Origin of the sequence: Sodalis sp. RH14, assembly GCF_047324285.1 — a bacterium.
Classification (GTDB): domain Bacteria; phylum Pseudomonadota; class Gammaproteobacteria; order Enterobacterales; family Enterobacteriaceae; genus Acerihabitans.
Map to the genome: position 1 here is coordinate 1833840 of NZ_CP178739.1, position 23065 is coordinate 1856904.

Genomic DNA, 23065 nt, shown 5'->3' on the forward strand with positions numbered 1-23065 from the left:
GGCGCCGGATGCGCGGATCGATGATTATTCGTCGCGGCCAGGGCGCCGTTAAGCGGCGCCGCCAGCGCCGGCGCTTATTGGCAGTCGGCTTTATATTCGTATTTATCGGCTTTTTGACGATCGTTTTCAGTAATGGTCACCAGATCGGTCAGCGTCTGTTTCGGCACCGGCTTGCCGGCCAGCAGCGCCAGCGCGGTGGTAATGACCGCTTCGCCTTCCTGTTTGGGGTTCTGCGCAATCAACACGTTGATGGTGCCGTTTTTCAGCGCGCTCACTTCGGCGGTGGCGGCGTCATAGGCCACCACCTTGACTTTTTTCGCCGCGCCCGCCTGGCGCAGGCCGGTTACGGCCCCGATGGCGCCCTGATCGTTGGTGGAAAATACGCCCGCCAGCCGAGGATGGGCGGAGAGGGTGGAGGTGATGATTTCCGCCGCCTTCTGCGGGTCGTCGCTTTGATACTGCGGGCCGAGGTAGGTGATACCGGGATAGGTTTTGATCTGTTCGGCAAAACCTTTTTCACGCGCGTCCTGGGCGCTTGAGCCCGGCGGCTGGGTAATAACCAGCACTTCGCCTTTGCCGCCGAGCAGCGTATTCATCGCCTCGGCGGCCATTTTACCGCCGCGCTCGTTGTCGGAGATGATTTCCGTCGCCAGGAAACCATTGTCATTGAGCGTCTGGTCGACGGTCAGCACTTTTGCCCCGCGCGCCGCCAGCTGTTTCATCGGCGCCACCAGGGCCTGCGCATCGGTCGGCACAATCGCGGCCACCGCCGGCGCGGTCGCCGTAACGGCGTTCACCACCGGGATCTGGCTGTCGGCGGCAAACTGATCGGGGGCGGAAACCTGCAGGGTAACGCCCATCTGCCGTGCTTTTTCCTGCGCGCCGCACTGTAATGCCTGATAAAAAGGACTCCCCTTCACCCCCAGGACCAGCGCGACGGTATGATCTTGTCCGGCGGCCAGGGCGGGAGGCGCCAGCGCCAGGGTTAAGGTCGATAAAACAGCGAATGCCATGGTGTTACGCATCATGATTTCCCCTTAGGAAGTGATTGAAACCTGAGTTGACTGATAATAAAACCGTGCCTGCGGGCGGAATGGCGAACCGCGTGGTGGCCATGCGCGCACGGCGCATGGCCATGGCGTGCGAAACCCCGGCCCTTCCTATTCGCGACGCAGGTCAGGCAAACGTGCCTGTAGCGTGACCTGCGGTTAACGTCGATCCCGGGCCCGGCGTTTGAGCTGATCAATCCAGACCGCCAGGATCAGTACCATGCCCATCGCCACGGTTTGCCAAAACGGCGGGATGCCGAGGATGACAAAACCGTTTAGCAGGATAATGGGGATAAACACCCCGATAATGGTTCCGGCGACGCTGCCGATGCCGCCGAACAGGCTGGTTCCGCCCAGCACCACGGCGGAGATGGTCGCCAGGTTATCCATGGCGTGGCCGCCGATGGTGGTGGTGGAAAAACGCGCGTTGGACATGATGGCGGCCACGCCCGCCAGCGCGCCGGAAATCATGTAAATGGCGACCAGGCGCGCTTTAACATTGATGCCCGCGCGCCGCAGCGCTTCCAGGTTGGAGCCGACGGCAAAGACATGCAGGCCGAAGCGGGTGAGGTGCAGTACAAAAGCGGCGACGGCCAGCACCGCCACCGCGATCAACACCAGCACCGGAATACCGGCGACGGCGCCGCCGCCGACCACATCCACCAGCTTTTCCGGCATGGCGCGCACATCGATGCCGCCGGAAAATACCTGCGCCAGCCCAAGCGCCATGCCGAAGGTGCCGAGGGTGACAATCAGCGCCGGGATTCTGGCCACGGCCACCAGGAAACCGTTGAGCGCGCCCCACAGCAGCCCGGCCGCCACCGCCACCAGGCTGCCGGCGGCAATCACGCCCCAGCCGGCGTCGGTGGTGCCGAAGGTATTGCCCGCCTGGCCTGAGAGAGACAGCATCGCCTGGGCGGAAACCACCGAGGAAAACACCAGAACCGCGCCCACGGATAAATCAATGCCGGCGGCGATGATGACGTAGGTTTGCCCCACCGACAGCACCAGCAAAATGGCGGCGTTAATGGCGATTTGCGCCAGGTTGTAGGCCGAGCCGAACTGTTCGGGGCGCAGCACGCCGAACAGCGCGATAAGCGCTATCAGCAGAATAAATATCCAGCCGCCGCCGATCAGCCGCGCCAGCGTATCACGCGCTCCGGCGGGGTGTTCAGCGCCAGGCGCCGGTTTATTTACTAAGGTTTTGTTCATGGCGCCGCCTCCGCGCTGCCGTAGGTGCCGCTGGTCATGGCCGACACCAGATCTTCCACCCGCAGGCCCTTGGTCGGCATCTGCGCCACGCTTTTGCCCAGGCGCAGCACCTCGACCCGGTCGGCGATTTCCAGGACCTGCGGCATATTGTGGCTGATCAAAACCACCGCCAGGCCGGCGTCGCGCACCTGGCGCACCAGCTGCAGCACCCGCTCGGTCTGGACGACGCCGAGCGCGGCGGTCGGTTCGTCCATAAAAATCACCCGTCCGGCCCACATGGCGGCGCGGGCAATGGCCACCGACTGGCGCTGGCCGCCGGACAGCGAGGAAACCGGCACCGACAGCGAGCGCAGATTGACGCCCAGGCGGGCGAACTGTTCCACCGCTTTGCGGCGCATGACGGCGCGGTTGAGCATGCCCAGCCTGCCCAGCGGGCCGCCGCGCAGTTCCTCGCGGCCTAAAAACAGGTTTTCCACCGGCGTCAGCTCCGGGGCCAGGGCCAGATCCTGATAGACCGTGGAGATGCCGCTGTCCTGGGCCGCCCCCGGCGAGGCGAACGCCACCTCGCGGCCGTCGATTTTAATCACGCCCTCATCGGGCCGATCGGCGCCGGAGAGAATTTTCGTCAGCGTTGATTTCCCCGCGCCGTTATCGCCGATCAGGGCGCAGATTTCACCGGGATAGACGCGGAAATCCACGTGCTCCAGCGCCCTGACGCCGCCGAAGTGTCGGCTGATGGCCACGGCTTCAAGTACCGGGATGGTCATTTTCGTGTTTCTCCACCGCAAGACCAATGTTATTGGCAAACGCGAACCACTGGTTGTAGGCCGCGCCCGTCAGGCCGGACCAATACTGGAAGGCGGCTTCCGCGTCGGGAAAATTCCACACTTCGACGGTCTCGAAATCATGCTGGCCGCGAATATGGTAGCGGCCCATAAACCGCGCGCCGTCGGTCGCCGCCCGATCGGCAAGCGCTTGCCACCGGTCCCGCTTTTCCTGTTGTTCGGCATCGGTCAGTAAATACCAGCGCGGGCGCGGGCGGGCATAATGGATCCAAATACTCTCTGACATAGGGGGCTCCTTAAGCGCCGGCGGGCAACAGCAGGTCGGCCAGCGGGCGAACCTTGCCGGTGACGTGGCGTGAGGTGGTGAATTTAAAATCCGCGGCGTCCTGATGGCCGGTAATGGCCCGGGAGACAGTGTCCAGGCTGTCCGTTTCCCAGATGCCGAGGTGATGCCAGCTATGCGCCCAGTCCAGGCGATGACGGCCGGCGATATTGATATTCAGCGCCAGATCGCCTTTAAACGCGACGTCGCATTCAGCGTCATATTCCGTGCGTTCGGCGGGCGTCGCCTCGCACCAGGCGTCGTTCCATTCCCACAGCGCCATAAACCCCCAGGGGCGCCGGATATCCGCACCGCCGCCGTTCACGGTGGCGAATTCACGCGGACCTAACAGCCACTGGGTGGCGAACAGCCGCGACCAGCCCGCCTGTTCAAGACGTACGGTTCCCGCCAGAGCGGCGTCAAGGGACGGCGCCTCAAAGGCGCCGGCCATATCCCATTCGTGCAGGGCGCCGCTGTCGAGCGCCGTCGCCGGGAGGGTCTGGTCGGCCGGCGTAAACATGGCGCGGAAAGACAACAGCCAGCCTTCGCCGCGCAGCTGATCCAGCAGCGTCATCAGCGCCTGATAATGTTGCCGCTGATACACCGCGTCGCCCGCGTCCGTCTGGCGTTTGGCCAAAAATGCCACCACGCAGCGCGCCGAGGTCGACGGCTGGGAAGAGAATACGTCGGTTTCACCGGTCAGCAGCGTCATTTGCCCTCCCGCACCAGCATCACCGCCTGCATTAACTGCGCCACGCGGCGGGCATCCACCGGTTTCCACCAGGCGCCGTCGTGTTTTAGCCATTGGCCGATAATGGCGCCGTCGGCCGCGCTGAACAGCGCGGGCACCTGGGCCGGCGACAGGCCGGAACCGACGATAACCGGTAAATTGGTGCCGTTGCGCACGTCGTTCACCTCGGTCGGTTCGGTGGGCGATCCGGTGCGGGTGCCGGTGGCGATCAGCACATCGGCGTCGAACCATTCCGCGTCGGTGGCCTGCTCGGCGATGCCGCGGTCGGCGGTAATGGCATGGGCGCCAAACTTGACGTGCACGTCGGCGAAAATGGCGACATCGCGGGCGTCGATCATCGACCGGTAGCGCATCGCTTCCGGCGCGGGACCGTTGATAAAGCCCTCATTGGCCACATAGGCGTTGACCCATTGATTGACCCGTACCCAGCGCGCGCCGACCGCCTTGGCGATGGCCAGCGCGGGAATGGCGCCGTTGGCCACGCAGGTGATGCCGATGGGCGTCGCCACCGCGGCGCGCACTTCCATGCAGGCGGCGGTCAGCGCGGCCACCGTTTCCGGGCCGATATTTTCCGGCCGGCAAAAGGGCAGATCGCTGGCGTTTTCAATAATAATGCCGTCGATGCCGCCCTGCGCCAGGGTTTTGGCGTCGGCGACGGCGGCGGCGAAAATGTCTTTCATTGCCTGCCCGTTATAACGCGGCGCGCCGGGGAGGGCCTGCAAATGTATGACGCCTATTACCGGTTTTTTTACCGGGAACAGCGCGGCAAGCATGTCGGGTTTTTGGGGAAGTACCTGTGGTCCGGCCATCTTATCTCTCGTCTGTCGGGGCGCGGGCATCGCCATCGGGCATGCCGGCGCGTTGATAATGCATAAGCTGTGCGTGGCTGGGGTAGGAGGGCTGCGCGCCCATGCCCCCGCAGCTGTAGGTGGCGGCAAAGACCGCCCGCGTAAGCGACTGGTGTAGGGATTCGCCCGCCAGGCGCCCGGCGATAAACCATCCGGCCAGGCAATCGCCCGCGCCGGTGGTGTCCACGATGACCGGGTCGAAGGGTACGCGGGCGTTCACGTCATGAACCGCGGAGACGTAGCGCGCGCCCTGCGGGCCAAGGGTGCACACCACGGCCGTTACGCCCAGCGCCAGCAGCCGCGCCACGGCGTTATCGCCCAGCTGGCGCAGCGCGCGCTGGTTGCAAAACACCACCTCGGCGCCGGACAGCAGGGGATAGAGGGGTTCCAGACCGCCGGCGAAGGTGGCGGGCTCCAGGTCAATCGACCACTTGCAGCCGGCCCGGCGGCACTGTTCAATCAGGGGCCACGCCCCCTCGCCGTACACGGCGGTATGCACCCAGTCGATACCGCGTAAATCGAGGGCCTGCACCCATGCCAGGCTGGGATACAGCGAGACGCCCGGCTCCAGCAGCAGCCGTTTTTCGCCGTGCGGCTCAAGGAGGATTACGGCGCGGCAGGTCCGTCCGGGCCTTTTGCGGCTGATAATCCGCAGGCCGGATTGTTGCAGGCCCCGCAGCAGGGGATCCGCCACCAGGTCGTCGCCGGTTTCAACGGCGAGCGTGACGTCCGCGCCCGCCAGGCGGCAGGCCAGGGCGGCGTTGCTCACCACCCCGCCGGCGGACTCGCTGTTGATGCGCGCCAGGACTTTTTCGTCGGGCTGCGGGATATGATCCATGCCGAAGGTGGTATCCAGGCTGATATCGCCGACAAACAATCCTTTGCCGGCCATCATGATTTACGCACCAAATCGATGGTAAAGCTGTAGCGATCGGCGCGGTAATGCACCGTCACATATTCCACCGGGCGCTGGTCCGCGTCGTAGCTCAGGCGCCGGGCGACCAGGCAGGCGGATCCCCTGGCCACTTGGAGGGCGCGGGACAGTTCGCCGTTGAGCAGGGCGGCGCTGATGGTTTCCTGGCCGCCGACGATGCGGCAGCCGCACCGTTGTTCCAGCCAGACATACAGCGACTGGCGGTCAAGGTCGCCGGCCCCGGGCGTCGGGTGATGGACAAAAAGGGCGGGCGACAGCCAGCTGTGGGAATACGCCATCGGCATGTCATCGGCTTTTAACAGCCGGGTGGACATAAAGGCTTTTTCGTTGGGCTGCAGGCGCAGGGCGGCGGCAATATCGGCGGGAGGAACCGCCATGCGGGCGCCGAGGGTCTGGTAGCCGGCGCTGAAACCGCGCCGCTGCATATCTTCCGCGAAACTCGACATCTGGCTCAGCGGCTGGACCACCTGCGGCGGCAGCACGATGGAGCCTTTACCTGCGCGGCGGCTGATTAAGCCCTCCTGCTCAAGTTTATCCAGCGCGGTGCGCGCGGTGGTGCGGCTGACCCCGAACACCTGGTTAAGCAGGGTTTCCGAAGGCAGGGCCTCGCCGGGCTTAAATCCGCCGAATTCGATTTCACGGCGTAATCTGTCTGCGATTTGCCACCATAATGGCTGCGGGCCGGAAACAAGCCCATGCTGATCCCAATGCATGTTTATTCTTTCTGGTTGCCGATAGGTTGTCATGATAATTGAATGACATGACAATCCCTGTCAACCGGCTAATTCACAGAAAAATCATTAAAATCAATAGGGTTGGTGCAACTGAAGGGTAGGTGCATTTGCTTTTTTATCGTCAGGAAACAGTGAATTAATACCAGACATTTGACCGTCGTCGGCGCGGATTTTACGGCGGCAATGCCGTCATAGGAAATTAGTATGATTGTGATCTCCGTGTTAAATCGGGCAATGCGCGCGGTCAACACGCGCCCATCCGCCATGCTTTGCGCGCATAGCGACAATAGCAACCGGCATTAGCCGCCGGCGCACCCCGGGGCTACAATCGCCGCGACATCCGAACCAGTATCCCCGGGGTAGATAATAATGAAAATTCTCGACGTGGTTGAAATCACCAAACCCATTGCCTCGCCTATCCGTAATGCCTATATCGATTTCAGCAAGATGACCACCAGCCTGGTGGCGGTGGTCACCGATGTGATTAAGGACGGCCGGCGCGTGGTGGGCTACGGCTTTAACTCCAATGGGCGCTATGGCCAGGGCGGCCTTATCCGTGAACGTTTCCGCGACCGTATCCTGCGGGCGGATGCCGACGCCGTGCTTAACCCTAACCGCGATAATCTCGATCCCCACCGGATTTGGGACCTGATGATGGCCAATGAAAAGCCGGGCGGCCACGGCGAGCGTTCCGTGGCCGTGGGCACGCTGGATATGGCGCTCTGGGACGCCACGGCGAAAATCGCCGGCCAGCCGCTGTTCCGGCTGCTGGCGGACACCCACGGCGTAGACGCCAATCCCCGCGTATTTGTCTACGCCGCCGGCGGTTATTATTATCCCGGCAAGGATCTTGTCGCGCTGCGCCGGGAGATGCGCGGCTATCTGGACCGCGGTTATACGGTGGTGAAGATGAAAATCGGCGGCGCGCCAATCGACGAGGATCGCCGCCGTATCGCCGCCGTACTGGATGAGATCGGCGACGACGCCCGTTTGGCGGTGGACGCCAACGGGCGCTTTGATCTGGAAACCGGCATCGCTTACGCCAAAATGCTGCGCGAGTATCCGCTGTTCTGGTTCGAGGAGGCCGGCGATCCGCTGGACTATGCCCTGCAGGCCGCCCTGGCCGGCTTTTACCCGGGCGCCATGGCGACGGGTGAAAATCTGTTTTCCCACCAGGATGCGCGTAACCTGTTGCGCTACGGCGCCATGCGCCCGGACCGGGATTATCTCCAGTTCGACTGCGCCTTGTCGTATGGCCTGGTGGAGTATCTGCGCACCCTGGCGGTGCTAAAGGAGTTCGGCTGGTCGGCGTCGCGCTGTATCCCGCACGGCGGTCATCAGATGTCGCTGAATATCGCGGCGGGGCTGGGGCTTGGCGGAAACGAAAGCTACCCGGATTTGTTCCAGCCCTACGGCGGTTTTCCGGATGCGGTGACCGTCGACAACGGCTATATCACGATGCCCGAGCTGCCGGGCATCGGGTTCGAGGGGAAATCCGAGCTGATAAGCGTGATGCGCGCGCTGGCCGAATAATCGCCCGCGCGCCCGGTAACGCCTGATACCGCGCCGGCATGGCTGTCCGCGCATCCCGCGTCAGCGCGGGCCCTGGCCGGCGATGGCCTGCCATAACCGCTCCGCCGCCCGGGTCATCGACGATGCCGGGCGGAACACCCTAATCTGCACCGGTACCTCGAGGCGCCGGTCCCGTACCGCCGCCGCGACCAACGCGCCGCTGAGCAGATCCGCCTGCGCCAGCGTCCTGGGCAGCCAGGCCACGCCGTCTCCGGCCCGGGCCATGGCGAGCAGGGTGGCGGCGAGATCGGAGGTAAAAACCCTGTCCATTTTTGCCAGCTGCGCGGTCATGTGCCGTTGGGTGGCGATTATCCGGCCCAGCCCTGAATCAGTGCTGTAGGACAGGTACGGTATCGGCCGGGCCATGTCGTCCAGGGACCATTTCGGCCGTTTGCCGGTGGCGTCGGGCGCGCAAAGCGGCAGCAGGATATCCTCGCCGACCTGGACGCTGGTAAAGTGCGCGTTCTCCAGCCCGCGGCCGGCATCCGAATGGGAATGGCACAGCAAGAATTGCGCATCGCCGCGCAGGAACAGGCGTTCGCAGGCCAGCAAGGTGTCCGACACCAGCTTTACCTGGCCATCCAAAGGGGTGATGCCGCTTTCACGCAGCCAGTGGGGGAAAAACAAAGAGGACAGCGAATGGGTTGCGCAAAAAATGATCATCTGCGCGCCTTTGCCCGCCGCTTCCAGCGTTTTCGCCCGCAGATCCTGAATCGCGCGCAGAAGGGCCACCGCCTGCGGGTGGAACACCTCACCGGCGGCCGTTAGCCTGACGCCGCCCCGGCTGCGTTCAAACAACGGCGTGCCGGCCCACTCCTCCAGCGCCTGAATGCGCCGGCTGAACGCCGGCTGCGTCACATGCCTCAGCTCCGCGGCCCGTGAAAAATTCAGGCTCTCGGCCAGGGCCGCGCAGTCTTCAAGCCACGCCAGCTCAATGTGGGGATGATTCATCATACCTCGGCTCCATGGCGTCCGACGCCTCTTGTCAGCATGCGCTGCCGCCATTATCGCACAGCCGGCGCGCACTTTCCTGATGACAAGTCGGCGCACTCTGTGCAGGATGAGATTTATTTATCCAGGGCAACAAATCTGATGAGTGTGAAAACCGCCTCCCTTGAGAACCGCATCCGTCAATGCTGGGAGCAGCTTTCCAGCCATGAGCAGCGGCTGGCTGACGTGATTCTGGCCGCGCCGGGCCAGCTGGCGATGAATACCGCCACCGAGCTGGCGCGCAGCGCCGGCGTCTCAAAAGCCACCACCACGCGTTTTTTCCGCCATCTGGGCTATGACAATTACGACGCGGCCCGGCGGCAGGCGCGCGATATGCAAAACAGCGGCTCGCCCCTTTACCTGCAGCAATTTCAATCCGGCTCGCCGCTGGATGCGGTGATCCAAAACCATCTGGAGCGCGAGGTGGCCAACCTGGTCAATACCTACCGCTCGCTGGACGCGCAGCAACTGGGCGACATCACGCAAGCGGTCGCAGGCGCCCGCCGGGTGGTGGTGATGGGCTGGCGATTCAGCCAGACCATTGCCGCCATGCTCTATCGCGATCTGATCCATGTTCACCACGACGTGAGGCTGCTGCCGCGCGCCGGCGATTCGCTGGCGGAGCACCTTGCCGTGCTGGGGCCGCTGGACGTGGCAATCTGCGTCGGCCTGCGCCGCCGGATGCCCGCCCTGGAGGCGGCGATGAACGCCATGGCGGAGCTGCGGGTGCCGATGCTGTACCTCTCCGACGTCCTTTCCGGCAAACCCTCGAAACAGGCGACCTGGATTATTCGCTGCCACACCGAGGGCAGCCTGATCTTTGACAGCACCGCGTCGCTCTCGGGGGTATGCAACCTGCTGTGTTCGCTGGTGGCGCGCGAGCGTGGCAAAGCCCGCAACGATCAGCTGGCGCTGATCGAATCCGTGCACCAGTGGCTTGATGAGCTGGAATAACCGATCGTCATGGTGCAATAGCGCAAGATTTTGCCCGGGGATGGTGCGCCGGCGGCGCGGCAACCGCCGGTCCGGCGCGGCTGTAAACGACCGTTAAGAAACAAAAGAAATAAAATATAAGTATAAAGAAACAATAGTTTCATTCTGATTTTATACAGAAAAAAGGGTTTCTCCCCCGGCGCGGATAACGATGGCGGTAAAAAGTGGCATGAAAGCTGCCTAATTGCTAGACATCGCCACCACACCAGGATATGACCCTTATGAATAAAATCGCCTTTTTCGCCGCCGCGCTGCTGACCTTAGGATCTTACTGCGCCACGGCCCAGGCGGATACGCTGGCCGATATCAAATCCAGCGGCAAAATGACCGTCGGTATCGATCCCACCTTTCCCCCCTACGAATACACCAACGACCAGGGCGAGGTGGTCGGCTACAGCGCCGCCATTATGCAGTCGGTAGCCAAAGAACTGGGGGTGAAACTGGAGTTTCAGAAAACCGCCTTCAGCGGCATTATTCCCGGGCTGATCTCCGGCGCCTTCAACGCCGAAGGTTCCTCCCTTAATGTCACCGCCGAGCGGGCGAAGAAGGTGCTGTTTACCGTGCCCTTCAGTAAAACCGTCAACGGTATCCTGGTACGCCAAGCCGACGCGGGCCATTTCAGCGCCAAGCCATTGAAAGTGGAAGACCTGGCGGGGCTGCGCGGCGCGGCAAAAAGCGCCAGCGTGCCGGAACAACTGCTGAAAACCTTTAATGACCAACTGGCGGGCAAAGGCCTTAAACCTATCATCATCATCAGCGTCGATACGCTGGACCAGACCGTCAGCACCTTGATGACCAAACGCGCCGACTTTGTGATTGACGATATCGCCGTGCTGGCGCCTGTCGCGAAAAAATATCCCGGCAAGGTGGCGCAGGTGGGCGAGATAGGCCCATCGCAGTGGATGGCGTGGGCCACCCGCAAAGAGGACGCCGCGCTGAACAAGGTTATCAGCGACCGTATCCTGGCGATGCAGAAAACCGGCGAACTGGCACAGCTGCAAACCCAATACCTGGGCACCACCTTTACGGTGCCGGCCGATAATTTCATTCCGCAGGAGTAAGGCATGTGTCAGCAACAGGTTCATGTCCCCGCCGGGCACGGCCGGGCATTCACCGTCCGTAAAGGGCAATATCTCACCATTATCGACAGCGAGGGGCAGCAGGCGGCGGATTTTGTGGCGGTAAACGCGGCGAATCCCGCCGAGAAGCTGTCGCCGGTGCATACGCGCCAACACCTGCGCTCGCTGTTCTTTAAGCCGGGCGACGCGCTTTGGTCAAGCGATAACCGCGCCATGTTGCGTATTATCGACGACAGCATCGGCATTCACGACGCCAACGTGCCGGCCTGCGACCGTACTCGGTTCAGCGTGGACTTCGGCGTCGAGGGGCATCGCAACTGCGTCGATAACCTGCTGGAAGGCATGCGCGGCTTTGGCGTTACCTACTACAGCCTGCCGGAACCGTTCAACCTGTTCCAGAATGGCCCGGTCACCGCCGACGGCCGAATGGAGGTGACCGATCCGCATAGCCGGGCGGGGGACCGCATTACCTTCCTGGCATTGTGCGATCTGGTCTGCGCCGTGTCGTCCTGTCCGCAAGACATTATTCCCGGCAACGGGCTACAGGTGACCCCCATCGATATCCTTATCTCCGATCAACCCAACGCCGGCGAGGCCTGATATGTTACTGATGAAAGAGGATGTTGCCGCCCAAAAAACCGCGCGCTCGCTGGCGGAGCCGGTCGTGGTGACGCCGGGCGCGGCGGGTGCTATCCGCGTGGTGCGCGGACAGTTGCTGCGCATCACCGCGCTGGGCGACGGCGCGGTCGCCTCGCTATTTGGTTTCAGCGTCGACGATCCGGGGATCTGGCTGTCGGTGCATCACACACGCGTCTTTAGCAACAGCTATCTGCTCGGCTCGGGCATGCGTTTGGTCAATAACCGCCGCCGGCCGGTTATGGTGCTCGGCAAGGATAGCGTGCGCCGCCACGATCTGCTGCTGCCGGGTTCCACCACGGCGTGGCTGGCCGGGCGCGGTTATGCCGGGCAACAGGGCTGTATGGACGCGGTGGCCGCCGAACTGGCGCGCCTGAAGATGCCTGTGCCGAAACTGCCCGACCCCGTCAATTTGTTTATGCATGTAGACCTGGAACGCAATGGCGCTATCGCGCCGCGGCCTAATGAGACACGGGCCGGCGACAGCATCACCTGCCGGGTGGTGATGGATACGCTGTTTATCGTCAGCGCCTGCTGCACAGGGATCGAGGGTAATGACCGTCCGGCGCCGCTGCGGCTATCGGCGGCGGAAGCGTTGACCGATTTTCCGGCTCAGTGAGGTAGCCATGGGGCTGGATGCTGAGGTCAGCGCCGGATTGCCGGAGCTGGCGCGGGGCCTGTGGGTCACCCTGCAACTGACGATGCTGGCGGCGCTGCTGAGCCTGGCGCTGGGCCAGTTGGGCTGCTACCTGCAGTTGCGGCGGGGCGGGGTACCGCGTTTTGCCGGCCGGCTGTATGTCAGCCTGATGCGCGGCACGCCCGCCATCGTCCAGCTGTTCGTGGTGTTTTTTACCTTGCCCAGGCTCGGGCTGGGCGGGCAACCGCTGCTGGCGGCGACGATCGCCATCGGCATGAACAGCGGCGCCTATGTGGCGGAAATCCTGCGGGTCAACCGGCGCCTGGTCACGCCAGGACAGCTGGAGGCGGCGCGCACGCTCGGGCTTGGACGCTGGCTCACCTGGTGGTATGTGGTCAATCCGCAGGTGATGCGCGCCAGCCTGCCCATGCTGGTCAACGAATTTACCCTTTTGCTGAAAACCACGCCGCTGGCGTCGGTGGTGGCGCTGACCGAGCTGACCTACGCCGGGCAGATCGTCATCGCCCGCAGCTACGAGCCGGCCCAGGTGCTGCTGCTGGTGGCGCTCGGCTATCTGCTGATTGCCCTGCCGCTGCTGCGCGCGGCGCGTTATCTCGAAGGCAAAGGGAGACCGGTATAATGGACTGGCATGCCATTGCCTCGTCGGCTCCCGCGCTGTGGGCGGGGATGCAAATCACGCTGTTGCTGAGTCTTATCGCCGCATGGTGCGCGGGGCTTGCCGGCGCGCTGCTGGCGTGGTGTCTGCTGCGCGCGCCGCCTTTCTGGCAGCCGCTGCTGCGCGCCTATCGCGCGCTGACCCTCGGCCTGCCGCTGCTGGTGGTGATTTATCTGCTGTATTTTGTGCTGCCTGAATATGGCATCACGTTCTCGTCGCCCACCGTGGGCGTGCTGGCGCTGACGTTCTATTACGCTCCCTATGTCGCGCAGGTGATCCTGGCCGCGATGGCGGCCCTGCCGCGCGGGCAGTGGGAAGCCACGCGGGTGCTGGGTTTAAGCCGGACCCGCGCACTGGTGGACGTGGTGCTGCCGCAAACCCTGCCGCAGATGCTGTCGCCGCTGACGGGCCTGCTGATTGGCCTGATCAAGGACTCGGCGCTGCTGTCGATTGTCTCGGTGCGGGAATTTATGTACGCCGCCAAGCAGGCCATCTCGGCCACCTACGCCCCGCTGGAAATCTATCTGGCGGTGGCGCTGTGTTATTGGCTGCTTAACAATGTTATCGACATTCTGGCCCGGCGGGTGGAGCGGCGCATGACGCGCTATAGCCGCCGTACGGCGAATTAACCTGGAGAAGACCAATGGAAGCACAATTTACCTGCCGCGATGAGCGGCTGATCCCCGCCCGCCACGGCAAGGCGATCCGCCTGGCCGCGGGTGAAGCGGTGCAGTTGATTAACCTGCACGGCACCCAGGTGGCGGACTGCTGGGCTTATAACGCCCGCGACGTGGGCGAGTACATGTGCATGGAGGCGACGCGGGTCTGGAACCAGCGCCTGAATCCGGTGGTGGGCGACAGTTTTATCACCAATCAGCGCCATCCGATCCTGACCCTAGTGGCGGATACCTCCCCGGGCGTGCACGACACCTTTATGGCGGCCTGCGACGCGCGCCGCTATGAGCTGCTGGGCTGCACGGAGCCGCATCGCAACTGCCACGATAACCTGCATCAAGGACTGGCGGAACTGGGCGTTGCCCTGCCGCACGGCAATCTCGCCTCGTTTAATGTGTTTATGAATATTCGCGTGCAGCCGGACGGCATCACGCTCAGCACGCTGCCGACGGTGACGCGTCCGGGGGATTACATTATCCTGCGCGCCGAAATGGACTGCTACGTGGCGTTTTCCGCCTGTCCACAGGACATCGTCAGCATCCAGGGGCAGGGCGATAACACGCCGCGCGACATGCTGTTGCGTATTCTCACCGGCGATTTTCCCGGCGGGGAGGTGAAAGGGCCATGGATACCGGAGACGGCGGCGCCGAGCACCCGGTAATACGCGTGGCGTGGCTTGGCTCCGGCCGCGTCGCTGGCGGCGCGGCACGATAGGCGGGCGTTAGCTGGCCGCCTTCAACGGGAACCCGCCGCGGGTATCCTGGTGCATTAAATTGAGCAATAAACGCATAAAACGCTGGCCGCTGGGGGGCAGGGGATGCCCCCGCAGCGACAGCAGCGAAAACGTCACTTCATAGGCGAACGTCTGCGCATCCGCGACTTCAACAAAACAATAGAACTGGGACAGCGTCTGCACGTAATGGGTCGGCAACAGTCCCACATAACCGCCGGCGGCAATCAGGGTGGCGACCGCCTCCAGTCCCGAGGCAACGGCCTTGCGTTTCATATTAAGCCGCTGGCTTAACCGGGAACTGTAGGGATCGCGATCGCGGGTGACCAGGACATAATTCTGGTCAATTAAATCCGCCATCCCGGGCGACGGCTGGCCGAAGGGGATGGCCACGTAGAGGCGGAACGCCTCCTTGAACAACGGCACGCTTTGCAACTGCCGGTTGGTCTCCGGCATGCCGCTGATGCCAATATGCAATTGCCGGTCAAGCATGTGCGTGAGCAGCGAATCATGCTGATGGATGGACAGATGCACGGTGACGTCCGGCGCGATGGAGCGGAATGCCGCCAGCGCCTCGGACACCTTGGAGCCGGAATTGGACAGGCAGTTATCGGCGATGCCGATAGTCAAATCGCCCGCCAGGATATTACGCGCGTCGTTCAGATCGTCACGTATTTTTTTCAGCGTATCGTCCGCCAGGCTGGATGCCCTTAAGACACTTTCACCGAATAGCGTCAGTTGAAAACCGGCCGGCCCGCGAAAGCAGAGTTTTTCACCCAGCCTGGCCTCCAGGTTCTGGAGATGGCGACTGATGGTGGACCGCTCGATGTTCAGCGCCTCCTCGGCCGCGGTCAGACCTCCGGCCTCGGCGACCATGCGGAAGATGCGCAGCAGTTTAAGATCGGCCTCCGTCAGAGGCGGCACGGGTTTAAGATTTTTGGCGGATTGATTCATGTTTCGCTGCCTAACGTCGGGGCTACATCGGAAGGCGCGCTTAACGTGCGCCCTGAGAGCGGTCAGAGTGGGTCTAACAACGGACCCTGCAACAAAAACGTGCGCAAAAAACGACGCGCAAAATACAACATGCAAAAGACAATATGCAAAAGACAACATGCAAGATAAATGCCATGCCGGGAGACGACGGTGATGCGTCACCGCCGGCCACGGCTGCTCTTTATCTGAGCAGGCATGCCCCATCCTGGGGCTCGGGAGCGGGCCGGATGCATGTTGCCGGCGAAAAGGGTGTACGCCATACACGCATAGGTTCACCGGCGGTTACCAAGCGCGGCCGGCAACCGATCTATACTCCCAAGCGTTACCCATCCTTCAGGAGCAGCACATGTCGCAACCCCTTACCGTTCCGCCCTCCTACGGCCCCCAGGGCTTCCTGCGATCGCCGGTGTCCACCGATCTCGACCATCTGGACGCGCATATCGCCATTATCGGCCTGCCCTACGGCAATGCCTACGCCCCTCATGCCATCAGCAACGATCAGATCCATGCCCCCGACGCAGTGCGCGCCGTAAGCGACACCGTCAGCAAGGGCAAGGATCAGTATGATTTCGACGTCGGCGGCCCGATCCTGGATAACCGGCCGATCAAGCTGGTGGACGTGGGCAATGTGCTGGCGGATCCCGCCGATCTTAGCAGCCATACCCCGCGCGCCGAGCAGGCGATCCGTAAAATCCTCGCGGCCGGCGCCATGCCCATTACTCTGGGCGGCGACCACGGCATCCCCATTCCCATCCTGGCGGCGTTCGAGGGCCGGGGGCCGATTACCCTGATTCAGATCGATGCGCATATCGACTGGCGCAATGAGGTGAACGGCGTACGCAACGGTCTTTCCAGCCCCATCCGCCGCGCGTCAGAAATGGCCCATATCGGCGAAATCTTCCAGATCGGCATTCGCGCCCAGGGCAGCGCCCGCACCGAGGAAGTGGACGCGGCGCTGGCCTATGGCGCGCATATCATTCCCGCCTTCGAGGTCCACGACGCGGGCATCGACGCCGTTATCGACCGCATCCCCGACGGCGGTCAATTCTATATCACCATCGATGCGGACGGCCTGGATCCTACGGTGATGCCCGCGGTGGAAACCCCGGCGCCGGGCGGCCTCACCTTTCATCAGGTGCGCCGCCTGATCCATGCCCTGGTACGCAAGGGCAGAGTGGTGGGCATGGATATCGTCGAAATTACCCCCGCCAAAGATGTGAATCATATCAGCTGTATTACCGCCGCGCGCCTGATGGTGAATGTGATCGGCGCGGCGGTGCGGGCGGATTATTTTGTCACGGCGCAGTCTTGACGCCACCTTACCGGTCCTCAATGGGAGTTAATCATGCGTAAAACCCGTCACCTGTTTATTGTCCGGCTGGTACTGCTGTGCGCCGGCCTTGGGCTGCTTGCCGGCCAGGCCTCGGCTGAAACCGCGCTGGAAAAAATCAAACGCACCGGCACCGTTACCGTCGGCACCGAGGCGGCGTTTCCCCCCTTCGAGTTTGTGCAGGATGGCAAAATCGTCGGCTATGGGTCGGATATCCTGGTGGAAGTGGCCAAGACGCTGGGAGTGAAGGTAAAACAGCTGGATCTGCCCTGGCAGGGCATTTTGCCGGGGCTGCTGGCCGGTAAGTTTGATTTCGTCGCCACCACGGTTGGGATTAACGAAGAGCGCGCCAAGCGTTATGCCTACACCCTGCCCATTGCCAACGGCGCGCCGTATCTGCTCAAGCGCAAGGGTGACGCATTGGCCAAGCTGGCCGATCTTAACGGCAAGGTGGTGGCAACCCAGCTGGCGTCGTCCACCGAACCCGTGGCGCGCGCCCTGGACGCCAAACTGAAGGCCGACGGCGGCGCGGGGTATAAGCAGCTCAAGCTGTTTACCGATTTCCAGGGAGCGTATATGGCGCTGGCCAACGGCGAGGTGGACGCGGTGGTGCAATCGTTGCCGAGCCTGGCGGTATTGGTAAAACAGCGGCCGGATACCTTTGACCTGATGACGGCGATTCCCAACCAGGGCGGCTATGACTACCTGGCCTGGGTCACCCGCCCGGAAGATAAGGATTTGCGCGATGCTATCTCCGGCGTTATCCGCAGCATGCGTGATGACGGGCGCCTGGCGACACTTCAGCAAAAATGGTTCGGTTTTACCATGGACATCCCGGATAGCGGCTATCTTCCCCCCGGCGCGCAATAATTTTCGTTAAACCGAACGCGGAGACCCGGCGATGAAATTCAGTTGGCAAACGTTATTTTCCAGTTTCCCGCCTTTACTGGAGGCGGCATGGGTCAACCTTAGCCTGGCCGTGATTATTTTTTTGCTGGTGCTGGCTTTCTCAACCGGGTTTACCCTGTTGCGGGCGAAAAAAATCGTCTGGCTGGGGAGGGCGTCCGCGGTGCTGATAAGCTTTGTGCGCGGCACGCCGCTGCTGATCCAGATTTTTATTTGTTATTACGTATTGCCGGCCCTGGGGTTGGACCTCAGCCCCGAGGCGGCGGGCATAATCGCCATTACCCTCAACAGTACCGTATTCCTGGCCGAAGCCATGCGCGGCGGCCTTGCCACCCTCGATCCGGGGCATATCGAAGCCGCCGCGGCGCTCGGCCTGCCCCCACGCGCCATATGGCAATGCGTGGTCTTACCGCAGCTGTTCCGGCGGATGATTCCGGTCATTGTCAACGAAGCCACGATTATCGTCAAAGGCACCGCCTTGCTATCGGTCATTACCGTGGTGGACGTGCTGCGCACCGCGCAGCAAATTGCCGGCGGTAATTACCGGCCGTTTGAAACGCTGCTTGGCGCGGCGCTGATTTTTCTGGCGATCAATCTGGCGTTCAGCGCCATCGGCAGCTACCTGGAGGCCAGGGCAGCGGACGCCCGGGTATAACGTATGCATATTGATTTCACCGTGCTTTATCCCTACTGGCCGCTATTATTGCAGGGCGCCGGCCTGACCCTGAAAATCACGCTGATAGCCTTTGCCATCGGCTACCTGCTGGGCATGGCGGTGGCGCTACTCGGCCTGGTGCCGCTGCGGGTGGTGGCCGCGCCGATCGGTCTCTATATCGCCTGCCTGCGCAGCGCGCCGTTTATTATTTTTCTGTTCGTGGTGTATTACGGGTTGCCCTATACCGGCCTGCGTCTGCCGGCCGAGGTGGTGGGTACCCTGGCGCTGGCGCTCTATGCCAGCGCCTACTACGGCGAGATCCTGCGCGCCGGCATCCAGGCTCTGCCGCGCGGCCAGTTTGAGTCCGCCCGGGCGATAGGCATGTCGCCTGCGCAGGCCATGCGCCATATTATCGCGCCGCAGGTCCTGCGCGCGGTGGTGCCGCCCACCACCAATATGACGCTGACCATGATGAAGGAGTCGGCGGTGCTCAGTTCCATCACCGTGCCGGAACTCACCTATCAAGGCCTGGTGGTGCAGGGCGCCACCTTCGCGCCGTTCGAGGTGTTTATCGCCATTACCGCCCTGTACTGGCTTATCGCCGCGCTTGTCGCCGAGATTGCCCGCCGCGTGGAGCTGGGCGGCGGGCAACCCAGCCGCCATGCTATCCAGCGCAGCGCCATTGCCCGGCGCTACCTCTCCCTTGACTGGCGGAACATGCCATGAATAATCCGCCCGCTCTGCGCGTCACCGCTGTCAGCAAACGCTTTCGCCAGGTCTGCGCCGTTAATCAGGTGTATCTGGATATTGCCCCGGGTGAAATTGTGGCGCTGATTGGCCCCAGCGGCTGTGGCAAAAGCACGCTGCTGCGCTGCGTGACCTGGCTGGAAACGCCGGATGAAGGTTTTATCGAGATCAACGGCGCCCCTTTCGGCCGGCGGCGGGAAGGGGAAATCATCCGCCACCAGTCCCGGCGCCAGATCGATATGTTGCGTCCCCGGCTGGGGATGGTATTCCAGCAGTTCAATTTGTGGCCGCACCTCACCGTACGCGAAAACATCGTCACGCCGCAACGGGTGGTATTGGGCCGCGGCGGTGAACAAGCCCACGCGCGCGCGGAACGGCAAATGGCGCAGTTTGCGCTGTCCCAGGTAGCCGACCGCTATCCCTGGCAGCTCTCCGGCGGGCAGAAGCAGCGCGCCGCGATTGCCCGGGCGCTGGTGATGGACCCGGCGGTGATGCTGTTCGACGAGCCCACCTCGGCGCTTGACCCGGAGCTGGTGGGCGAGGTGCAGACGCTGCTGCGCTCGCTGGCGCAGGGCGGCATGGCCATGCTGATTGTCACCCACGATATCCGTTTTGCGGTGAACGTTGCCGGACGCCTCGCGTTTATGTGCGAGGGCGGCATTGTCGAGGAAGGGCCGGTGTCACAGCTGGTCGGTTCCCCGCGCGATCCCCGCCTGCGGCAGTTTCTGACCCTGACCTATGCGTCGGGGCGCGATAATCCCTCTACCCAGGAGTAACATCATGTCCCGAGTCAACCGGCCGTTTGTCGGCATTCCTTCGTTTTTACGCGCCAGGATTGCGCCTGATATCACCCAACTGGACGCGGCCATCGCCATATTGGGCATTCCCTTCGACGAGGGCTCGCCCTTTATGCCCGGCACCCGTATGGCGCCGCGCTCCCTACGCGAGCACTCGCTGCGTTTTTGCAGCGAGCATCGCGGTTATTATTCCCCGGAGGAAAAGCGGGAATTCCTCGGCGAGGAGGTCCGCGGCGGGCTGATCGTGGACGCCGGCGATGTGGATATCCATCCCACCAATGTTGAAAAAACCTTTGAGCTTATCACCGACGCGGTTAAGCACATCCTGGACGGCGGCGCGCTGCCGGTGATCCTGGGCGGTGACCATTCGATTACCTACCCGGTGTTCCGTGCGTTTGACGGCGATATCCACGTACTGCATTTTGATGCCCATACGGATTACGGCACGCTGGAGCAGGATATGCAATACACCAACGGCCACGCTTTCCGCCATGTGGTGGAGCGGGCCAAGGCCAGCAGCCTGACGCAGATTGGCATCCGCAGCCTGCGCCACAGCGCGGAAATCGTTGAGCAGGTGATTGAGGGGGGAAACCGGGTGATTCCGATGGGCGAGTTCCGGCGCATCGGGCCGCAGGGTATCGGCGCGCTGCTGCCGGAAAACGCCAGGGTGTATGTCAGCATCGACGTGGATGTGCTGGATATGTCGCTGGTGCCGGGCTGCGTCTCGGCGGAGCCGGACGGCATGACCTACGCCGAATTGCGCGACAGCCTGAAGACGATAGCCGAACGCTATCAGGTGGTGGGTTTTGATTTTGTCGAGGTCAACCCGCTGCTGGATGTCGGCTCCGGCGTGACGTCTTACCTGGGCGCGCACGTGGTAATCGAGTTCCTTGGCAATATCTGCGACCAGCCGCGCTGGCGCGAGTCACGGCGCGCGCGGGAAGGCGCGGCGGAATAAATAATAGATTGCCGGCGGGATATCAGCGCGCCGGCCTCCCTTTTTCAGCCGAACGTTGTTAATCTGGGGCAATCCCGTGACGACGGTCACGGCCGTTCATCTTTTACAAGGCGAAGACATGTCACTGTCAGACGATGGCGCGCTGCCGCCCGGCCCCGATGATGCGCCGCTGATGCGGTCCGGCGTGCGCGATCTGCGTTTTTCCGCCATCCGCGAGGTGGCCAACGCCGCTATTGGCCGCGAGGATATCCTGCCGTTCTGGTTTGGCGAACCGGATCGCAGCACGCCGGAGTTTATCTGCGCCGCCGCGCAGGCGTCGCTGGCGGCGGGGGAGACGTTTTATACCCCCAACCTGGGCGAGCCGGCGCTGCGCGAGGCGCTGGCGCGTTATCTGTCGTCCTGGCACCGGCCGGTAGACGAAAACCGCATTGCCGTGACCAATTCCGGCGTGTCGGCGCTGATGCTGACGGCGCAGGCGCTTTACCGTCCCGGCGACCGGGTGGTGGTGGTGACGCCGGTGTGGCCGAACCTGGTTGAAATTCCGAAAATTCTCGGCGCGCGGGTGGCGGAAGTGCCGCTGCGGCTGCTGCGTGAACCGCAAAACGTCTCCCGCTGGCACCTGGATATGGAGACGCTGCTTGCCGCCCTGACGCCGGGCACGCGGGCGCTGGTGATTAACTCGCCGAATAATCCCAGCGGCTGGGTAATGTCGGCGGCGCAGCAGGCGATGGTGCTGGCGCATTGCCGCCGGCACGGTATCTGGATTGTCTCCGACGAGGTCTACGGCCGCATAGTGTTTGACATGCCCGCAAACCGCTGTGCGCCGTCGTTTCTTGATATTGCCGATGCGCGGGATCGACTGATCGTGATTAACAGCTTTTCCAAAAGTTGGATGATGACCGGCTGGCGGTTGGGATGGATGGTGGTGCCCGATACGCTAATCGAGGATATGGGTAAATTAATCGAATATAACAGCAGCTGCGCGCCGGCATTCGTGCAAAAGGCGGGCTTGGCGGCGGTCAGCCAGGGGGAGGCGGCGCTGCGCGACACCCTGTCCCGATTCCAGGCCTCGCGGGATTTTCTCTACCGCGAACTGAGCGCCTTTGCGCAAATAGAAACGCCCTTGCCCCAGGGCGCCATGTATCTTTTTTTCCGTGTGGCGGGGCTGCGGGACAGCCTGGCGCTGTGCAAGGCGCTGGTGGCCGACGCCGGGCTGGGGTTGGCGCCGGGGAGTGCGTTCGGCCCGGCGGGCGAGGGCTGTATCCGCTGGTGTTTCGCCAGTTCGCAGGACAGGCTAGCACAGGGGGTGGCAAGGCTGCGCGCGTTCCTGGCCACGGGCTTGGCAAAGCAACCACGCTGAGTGGCGCGGCATCCTGCCTCCCGGCGGAGCCAGGGTTTGCCCCTCATGTCGCCAACCGCGAGGGGTAAAGCGGCCGATGCCGGCCCCGGCAATGTCCTCGTCCTGCCGACGGCGTCAGGCGTCTAAGATAATTAGCGCTGGGCGGCGGGTTACCCCGTTCATCCGCCGAGATCGGACATTCAGCCCAAATGCGTATGCCGCTCCGGCGCCGGCCCGGTGTCCATTGCCGCAATGCCTTGCACAATGCCGCAGCCATCCACCCGCTGTTCCCGCTGGCAGCGCCGGCGCAGGTCGGTAAGCTGCCCCTTAAGCTGGGTAAGCTCTGCGATGCGCGCCTCCACGTGGGCGATATGCTCCTCAAGCAGATGGTTGACCGCGCCGCATCCGGCATCGGGCTTTTCAACCAGATCCAGCAACTGGCGAATTTCCCCGTGGGTCATATCCAGCACGCGGCAGTGGCGGATAAACCGCAGGCGCTCCACGTACTGCGGCGTATAGCTGCGGTAATTGGCCGCGGTGCGCAGGGGGGCGGGCAGCAAACCCTGTTTTTCATAAAAACGCACGGTTTCCACCGTGCAATGCGCCGTTAACGCGACTTCACCGATTTTCATCACGGGCTCCTTTATTATATGGCTTGACTCTATAGTAGCTTCAGGGTGTGCAATACGCCATAACGGATGCTAACAGGAGCACAAC

The 23065-nt window shown here is 62.7% G+C and carries 26 protein-coding genes; 15 read left to right on the forward strand and 11 right to left on the reverse strand.

What is annotated here, in order from left to right:
* Positions 1-74: 74 nt before the first annotated feature.
* From ACL2XQ_RS08185 to ACL2XQ_RS08220, 8 genes are all read right to left on the reverse strand, one after another.
* Positions 75-1028, reverse strand: a complete 954-nt coding sequence (locus ACL2XQ_RS08185; RefSeq protein WP_410015601.1) for an ABC transporter substrate-binding protein — start codon at positions 1026-1028, stop codon at positions 75-77.
* Positions 1029-1208: 180 nt separating this feature from the next.
* Positions 1209-2261 carry an ABC transporter permease gene (locus ACL2XQ_RS08190; protein ID WP_413722513.1) on the reverse strand — a complete coding sequence of 351 codons (1053 nt, stop codon included), beginning with the start codon at positions 2259-2261 and terminating at the stop codon, positions 1209-1211.
* Positions 2258-3028 carry an ATP-binding cassette domain-containing protein gene (locus ACL2XQ_RS08195; RefSeq protein WP_413730633.1) on the reverse strand — a complete coding sequence of 257 codons (771 nt, stop codon included), beginning with the start codon at positions 3026-3028 and terminating at the stop codon, positions 2258-2260. Before ACL2XQ_RS08195 ends, ACL2XQ_RS08190 begins: the two co-directional genes overlap by 4 nt.
* On the reverse strand, positions 3009-3332 hold the full coding sequence (locus ACL2XQ_RS08200; RefSeq protein ID WP_410015598.1) for a hypothetical protein: 324 nt from the start codon (positions 3330-3332) through the stop codon (positions 3009-3011). The genes ACL2XQ_RS08195 and ACL2XQ_RS08200 overlap by 20 nt, the downstream gene beginning before the upstream one ends.
* Positions 3333-3342: 10 nt before the next feature.
* Complete coding sequence (locus ACL2XQ_RS08205; protein ID WP_410015597.1) at positions 3343-4080, reverse strand: hypothetical protein; 738 nt, start codon at positions 4078-4080, stop codon at positions 3343-3345.
* Positions 4077-4928 carry a BtpA/SgcQ family protein gene (locus tag ACL2XQ_RS08210; RefSeq protein ID WP_413722516.1) on the reverse strand — a complete coding sequence of 284 codons (852 nt, stop codon included), beginning with the start codon at positions 4926-4928 and terminating at the stop codon, positions 4077-4079. Before ACL2XQ_RS08210 ends, ACL2XQ_RS08205 begins: the two co-directional genes overlap by 4 nt.
* 1 nt (position 4929) lies before the next feature.
* The gene (locus ACL2XQ_RS08215) at positions 4930-5862 is read right to left on the reverse strand and encodes a carbohydrate kinase family protein (protein ID WP_413740235.1); all 933 of its coding nucleotides are present in this window, start codon (positions 5860-5862) and stop codon (positions 4930-4932) included.
* Positions 5859-6614: a GntR family transcriptional regulator gene (locus tag ACL2XQ_RS08220; protein ID WP_410015594.1), complete on the reverse strand. Its 756-nt coding sequence runs from the start codon at positions 6612-6614 to the stop codon at positions 5859-5861. The genes ACL2XQ_RS08215 and ACL2XQ_RS08220 overlap by 4 nt, the downstream gene beginning before the upstream one ends.
* 390 nt (positions 6615-7004) lie before the next feature.
* Between ACL2XQ_RS08220 and ACL2XQ_RS08225 the strand changes: the two genes are divergently transcribed.
* Positions 7005-8168, forward strand: a complete 1164-nt coding sequence (locus tag ACL2XQ_RS08225; RefSeq protein ID WP_410015593.1) for a mandelate racemase/muconate lactonizing enzyme family protein — start codon at positions 7005-7007, stop codon at positions 8166-8168.
* A gap of 60 nt (positions 8169-8228) precedes the next feature.
* Here the strand turns inward: ACL2XQ_RS08225 and ACL2XQ_RS08230 are convergent, their stop codons facing one another.
* Positions 8229-9161 (reverse strand): LysR family transcriptional regulator, encoded by a 933-nt coding sequence (locus ACL2XQ_RS08230; RefSeq protein ID WP_413740237.1) that lies wholly within the window; start codon positions 9159-9161, stop codon positions 8229-8231.
* Positions 9162-9299: 138 nt separating this feature from the next.
* Here ACL2XQ_RS08230 and ACL2XQ_RS08235 point away from each other — a divergent pair, with 138 nt between their 5' ends.
* The 7 genes from ACL2XQ_RS08235 (at position 9300) to ACL2XQ_RS08265 (ending at position 14554) form a co-directional block, all read left to right on the forward strand.
* The gene (locus tag ACL2XQ_RS08235) at positions 9300-10151 is read left to right on the forward strand and encodes a MurR/RpiR family transcriptional regulator (RefSeq protein ID WP_410015591.1); all 852 of its coding nucleotides are present in this window, start codon (positions 9300-9302) and stop codon (positions 10149-10151) included.
* A gap of 260 nt (positions 10152-10411) precedes the next feature.
* Positions 10412-11251, forward strand: a complete 840-nt coding sequence (locus tag ACL2XQ_RS08240) for a transporter substrate-binding domain-containing protein (RefSeq protein WP_413740238.1) — start codon at positions 10412-10414, stop codon at positions 11249-11251.
* Between the two features lie 3 nt (positions 11252-11254).
* Positions 11255-11869, forward strand: coding sequence for a DUF1989 domain-containing protein (locus ACL2XQ_RS08245; RefSeq protein WP_410015589.1), 615 nt, complete (start codon positions 11255-11257; stop codon positions 11867-11869).
* Between the two features lies 1 nt (position 11870).
* Positions 11871-12524 carry an urea carboxylase-associated family protein gene (locus tag ACL2XQ_RS08250; protein WP_413740240.1) on the forward strand — a complete coding sequence of 218 codons (654 nt, stop codon included), beginning with the start codon at positions 11871-11873 and terminating at the stop codon, positions 12522-12524.
* A gap of 7 nt (positions 12525-12531) precedes the next feature.
* On the forward strand, positions 12532-13182 hold the full coding sequence (locus tag ACL2XQ_RS08255) for an amino acid ABC transporter permease (RefSeq protein ID WP_410015587.1): 651 nt from the start codon (positions 12532-12534) through the stop codon (positions 13180-13182).
* Positions 13182-13847 carry an amino acid ABC transporter permease gene (locus ACL2XQ_RS08260; protein ID WP_413740241.1) on the forward strand — a complete coding sequence of 222 codons (666 nt, stop codon included), beginning with the start codon at positions 13182-13184 and terminating at the stop codon, positions 13845-13847. Before ACL2XQ_RS08255 ends, ACL2XQ_RS08260 begins: the two co-directional genes overlap by 1 nt.
* A gap of 14 nt (positions 13848-13861) precedes the next feature.
* Positions 13862-14554, forward strand: coding sequence for a DUF1989 domain-containing protein (locus ACL2XQ_RS08265; protein WP_410015585.1), 693 nt, complete (start codon positions 13862-13864; stop codon positions 14552-14554).
* A 60-nt stretch (positions 14555-14614) separates the two neighbouring features.
* Here the strand turns inward: ACL2XQ_RS08265 and ACL2XQ_RS08270 are convergent, their stop codons facing one another.
* A complete protein-coding gene (locus ACL2XQ_RS08270) occupies positions 14615-15577 on the reverse strand; it encodes a LysR family transcriptional regulator (RefSeq protein WP_410015584.1) in 963 nt (320 codons plus the stop codon).
* A 385-nt stretch (positions 15578-15962) separates the two neighbouring features.
* On the opposite strand from ACL2XQ_RS08270, the gene ACL2XQ_RS08275 reads away from it, so the two are divergent.
* From ACL2XQ_RS08275 to ACL2XQ_RS08305, 7 genes are all read left to right on the forward strand, one after another.
* On the forward strand, positions 15963-16928 hold the full coding sequence (locus ACL2XQ_RS08275) for an agmatinase (protein ID WP_413740242.1): 966 nt from the start codon (positions 15963-15965) through the stop codon (positions 16926-16928).
* 33 nt (positions 16929-16961) lie between these two features.
* Positions 16962-17816 (forward strand): transporter substrate-binding domain-containing protein, encoded by an 855-nt coding sequence (locus ACL2XQ_RS08280; protein WP_413730623.1) that lies wholly within the window; start codon positions 16962-16964, stop codon positions 17814-17816.
* Positions 17817-17847: 31 nt separating this feature from the next.
* Positions 17848-18507 (forward strand): amino acid ABC transporter permease, encoded by a 660-nt coding sequence (locus tag ACL2XQ_RS08285; RefSeq protein ID WP_410015581.1) that lies wholly within the window; start codon positions 17848-17850, stop codon positions 18505-18507.
* A 3-nt stretch (positions 18508-18510) separates the two neighbouring features.
* Positions 18511-19233, forward strand: coding sequence for an amino acid ABC transporter permease (locus ACL2XQ_RS08290; RefSeq protein WP_410015580.1), 723 nt, complete (start codon positions 18511-18513; stop codon positions 19231-19233).
* Positions 19230-20030: an amino acid ABC transporter ATP-binding protein gene (locus ACL2XQ_RS08295; protein WP_410015579.1), complete on the forward strand. Its 801-nt coding sequence runs from the start codon at positions 19230-19232 to the stop codon at positions 20028-20030. Before ACL2XQ_RS08290 ends, ACL2XQ_RS08295 begins: the two co-directional genes overlap by 4 nt.
* A gap of 4 nt (positions 20031-20034) precedes the next feature.
* On the forward strand, positions 20035-21009 hold the full coding sequence (locus ACL2XQ_RS08300; RefSeq protein ID WP_410015578.1) for an arginase family protein: 975 nt from the start codon (positions 20035-20037) through the stop codon (positions 21007-21009).
* A 118-nt stretch (positions 21010-21127) separates the two neighbouring features.
* The gene (locus ACL2XQ_RS08305) at positions 21128-22369 is read left to right on the forward strand and encodes a pyridoxal phosphate-dependent aminotransferase (protein ID WP_413740243.1); all 1242 of its coding nucleotides are present in this window, start codon (positions 21128-21130) and stop codon (positions 22367-22369) included.
* Between the two features lie 179 nt (positions 22370-22548).
* Here ACL2XQ_RS08305 and cadR read toward each other — a convergent pair whose 3' ends face one another.
* On the reverse strand, positions 22549-22980 hold the full coding sequence (cadR, locus tag ACL2XQ_RS08310) for a Cd(II)/Pb(II)-responsive transcriptional regulator (RefSeq protein WP_413740244.1): 432 nt from the start codon (positions 22978-22980) through the stop codon (positions 22549-22551).
* Between the last annotated feature and the right edge of the window lie 85 nt (positions 22981-23065).

Excerpts from the sequence above, each read along its gene's own strand:
- ACL2XQ_RS08275 (WP_413740242.1), top strand. The coding sequence starts at position 15,963 with ATGTCGCAACCCCTTACCGTTCCGCCCTCCTACGGCCCCCAGGGCTTC.
- cadR (WP_413740244.1), bottom strand. The coding sequence starts at position 22,980 with ATGAAAATCGGTGAAGTCGCGTTAACGGCGCATTGCACGGTGGAAACC.
- ACL2XQ_RS08185 (WP_410015601.1), bottom strand. The coding sequence starts at position 1,028 with ATGATGCGTAACACCATGGCATTCGCTGTTTTATCGACCTTAACCCTG.
- ACL2XQ_RS08250 (WP_413740240.1), top strand. The coding sequence starts at position 11,871 with ATGTTACTGATGAAAGAGGATGTTGCCGCCCAAAAAACCGCGCGCTCG.
- ACL2XQ_RS08290 (WP_410015580.1), top strand. The coding sequence starts at position 18,511 with ATGCATATTGATTTCACCGTGCTTTATCCCTACTGGCCGCTATTATTG.
- ACL2XQ_RS08210 (WP_413722516.1), bottom strand. The coding sequence starts at position 4,928 with ATGGCCGGACCACAGGTACTTCCCCAAAAACCCGACATGCTTGCCGCG.
- ACL2XQ_RS08240 (WP_413740238.1), top strand. The coding sequence starts at position 10,412 with ATGAATAAAATCGCCTTTTTCGCCGCCGCGCTGCTGACCTTAGGATCT.
- ACL2XQ_RS08235 (WP_410015591.1), top strand. The coding sequence starts at position 9,300 with ATGAGTGTGAAAACCGCCTCCCTTGAGAACCGCATCCGTCAATGCTGG.
- ACL2XQ_RS08245 (WP_410015589.1), top strand. The coding sequence starts at position 11,255 with ATGTGTCAGCAACAGGTTCATGTCCCCGCCGGGCACGGCCGGGCATTC.
- ACL2XQ_RS08270 (WP_410015584.1), bottom strand. The coding sequence starts at position 15,577 with ATGAATCAATCCGCCAAAAATCTTAAACCCGTGCCGCCTCTGACGGAG.
- ACL2XQ_RS08255 (WP_410015587.1), top strand. The coding sequence starts at position 12,532 with ATGGGGCTGGATGCTGAGGTCAGCGCCGGATTGCCGGAGCTGGCGCGG.
- ACL2XQ_RS08260 (WP_413740241.1), top strand. The coding sequence starts at position 13,182 with ATGGACTGGCATGCCATTGCCTCGTCGGCTCCCGCGCTGTGGGCGGGG.
- ACL2XQ_RS08305 (WP_413740243.1), top strand. The coding sequence starts at position 21,128 with ATGTCACTGTCAGACGATGGCGCGCTGCCGCCCGGCCCCGATGATGCG.
- ACL2XQ_RS08280 (WP_413730623.1), top strand. The coding sequence starts at position 16,962 with ATGCGTAAAACCCGTCACCTGTTTATTGTCCGGCTGGTACTGCTGTGC.
- ACL2XQ_RS08225 (WP_410015593.1), top strand. The coding sequence starts at position 7,005 with ATGAAAATTCTCGACGTGGTTGAAATCACCAAACCCATTGCCTCGCCT.
- ACL2XQ_RS08295 (WP_410015579.1), top strand. The coding sequence starts at position 19,230 with ATGAATAATCCGCCCGCTCTGCGCGTCACCGCTGTCAGCAAACGCTTT.
- ACL2XQ_RS08195 (WP_413730633.1), bottom strand. The coding sequence starts at position 3,028 with ATGACCATCCCGGTACTTGAAGCCGTGGCCATCAGCCGACACTTCGGC.
- ACL2XQ_RS08200 (WP_410015598.1), bottom strand. The coding sequence starts at position 3,332 with ATGTCAGAGAGTATTTGGATCCATTATGCCCGCCCGCGCCCGCGCTGG.
- ACL2XQ_RS08205 (WP_410015597.1), bottom strand. The coding sequence starts at position 4,080 with ATGACGCTGCTGACCGGTGAAACCGACGTATTCTCTTCCCAGCCGTCG.
- ACL2XQ_RS08215 (WP_413740235.1), bottom strand. The coding sequence starts at position 5,862 with ATGATGGCCGGCAAAGGATTGTTTGTCGGCGATATCAGCCTGGATACC.
- ACL2XQ_RS08220 (WP_410015594.1), bottom strand. The coding sequence starts at position 6,614 with ATGCATTGGGATCAGCATGGGCTTGTTTCCGGCCCGCAGCCATTATGG.
- ACL2XQ_RS08300 (WP_410015578.1), top strand. The coding sequence starts at position 20,035 with ATGTCCCGAGTCAACCGGCCGTTTGTCGGCATTCCTTCGTTTTTACGC.
- ACL2XQ_RS08190 (WP_413722513.1), bottom strand. The coding sequence starts at position 2,261 with ATGAACAAAACCTTAGTAAATAAACCGGCGCCTGGCGCTGAACACCCC.
- ACL2XQ_RS08230 (WP_413740237.1), bottom strand. The coding sequence starts at position 9,161 with ATGATGAATCATCCCCACATTGAGCTGGCGTGGCTTGAAGACTGCGCG.
- ACL2XQ_RS08265 (WP_410015585.1), top strand. The coding sequence starts at position 13,862 with ATGGAAGCACAATTTACCTGCCGCGATGAGCGGCTGATCCCCGCCCGC.
- ACL2XQ_RS08285 (WP_410015581.1), top strand. The coding sequence starts at position 17,848 with ATGAAATTCAGTTGGCAAACGTTATTTTCCAGTTTCCCGCCTTTACTG.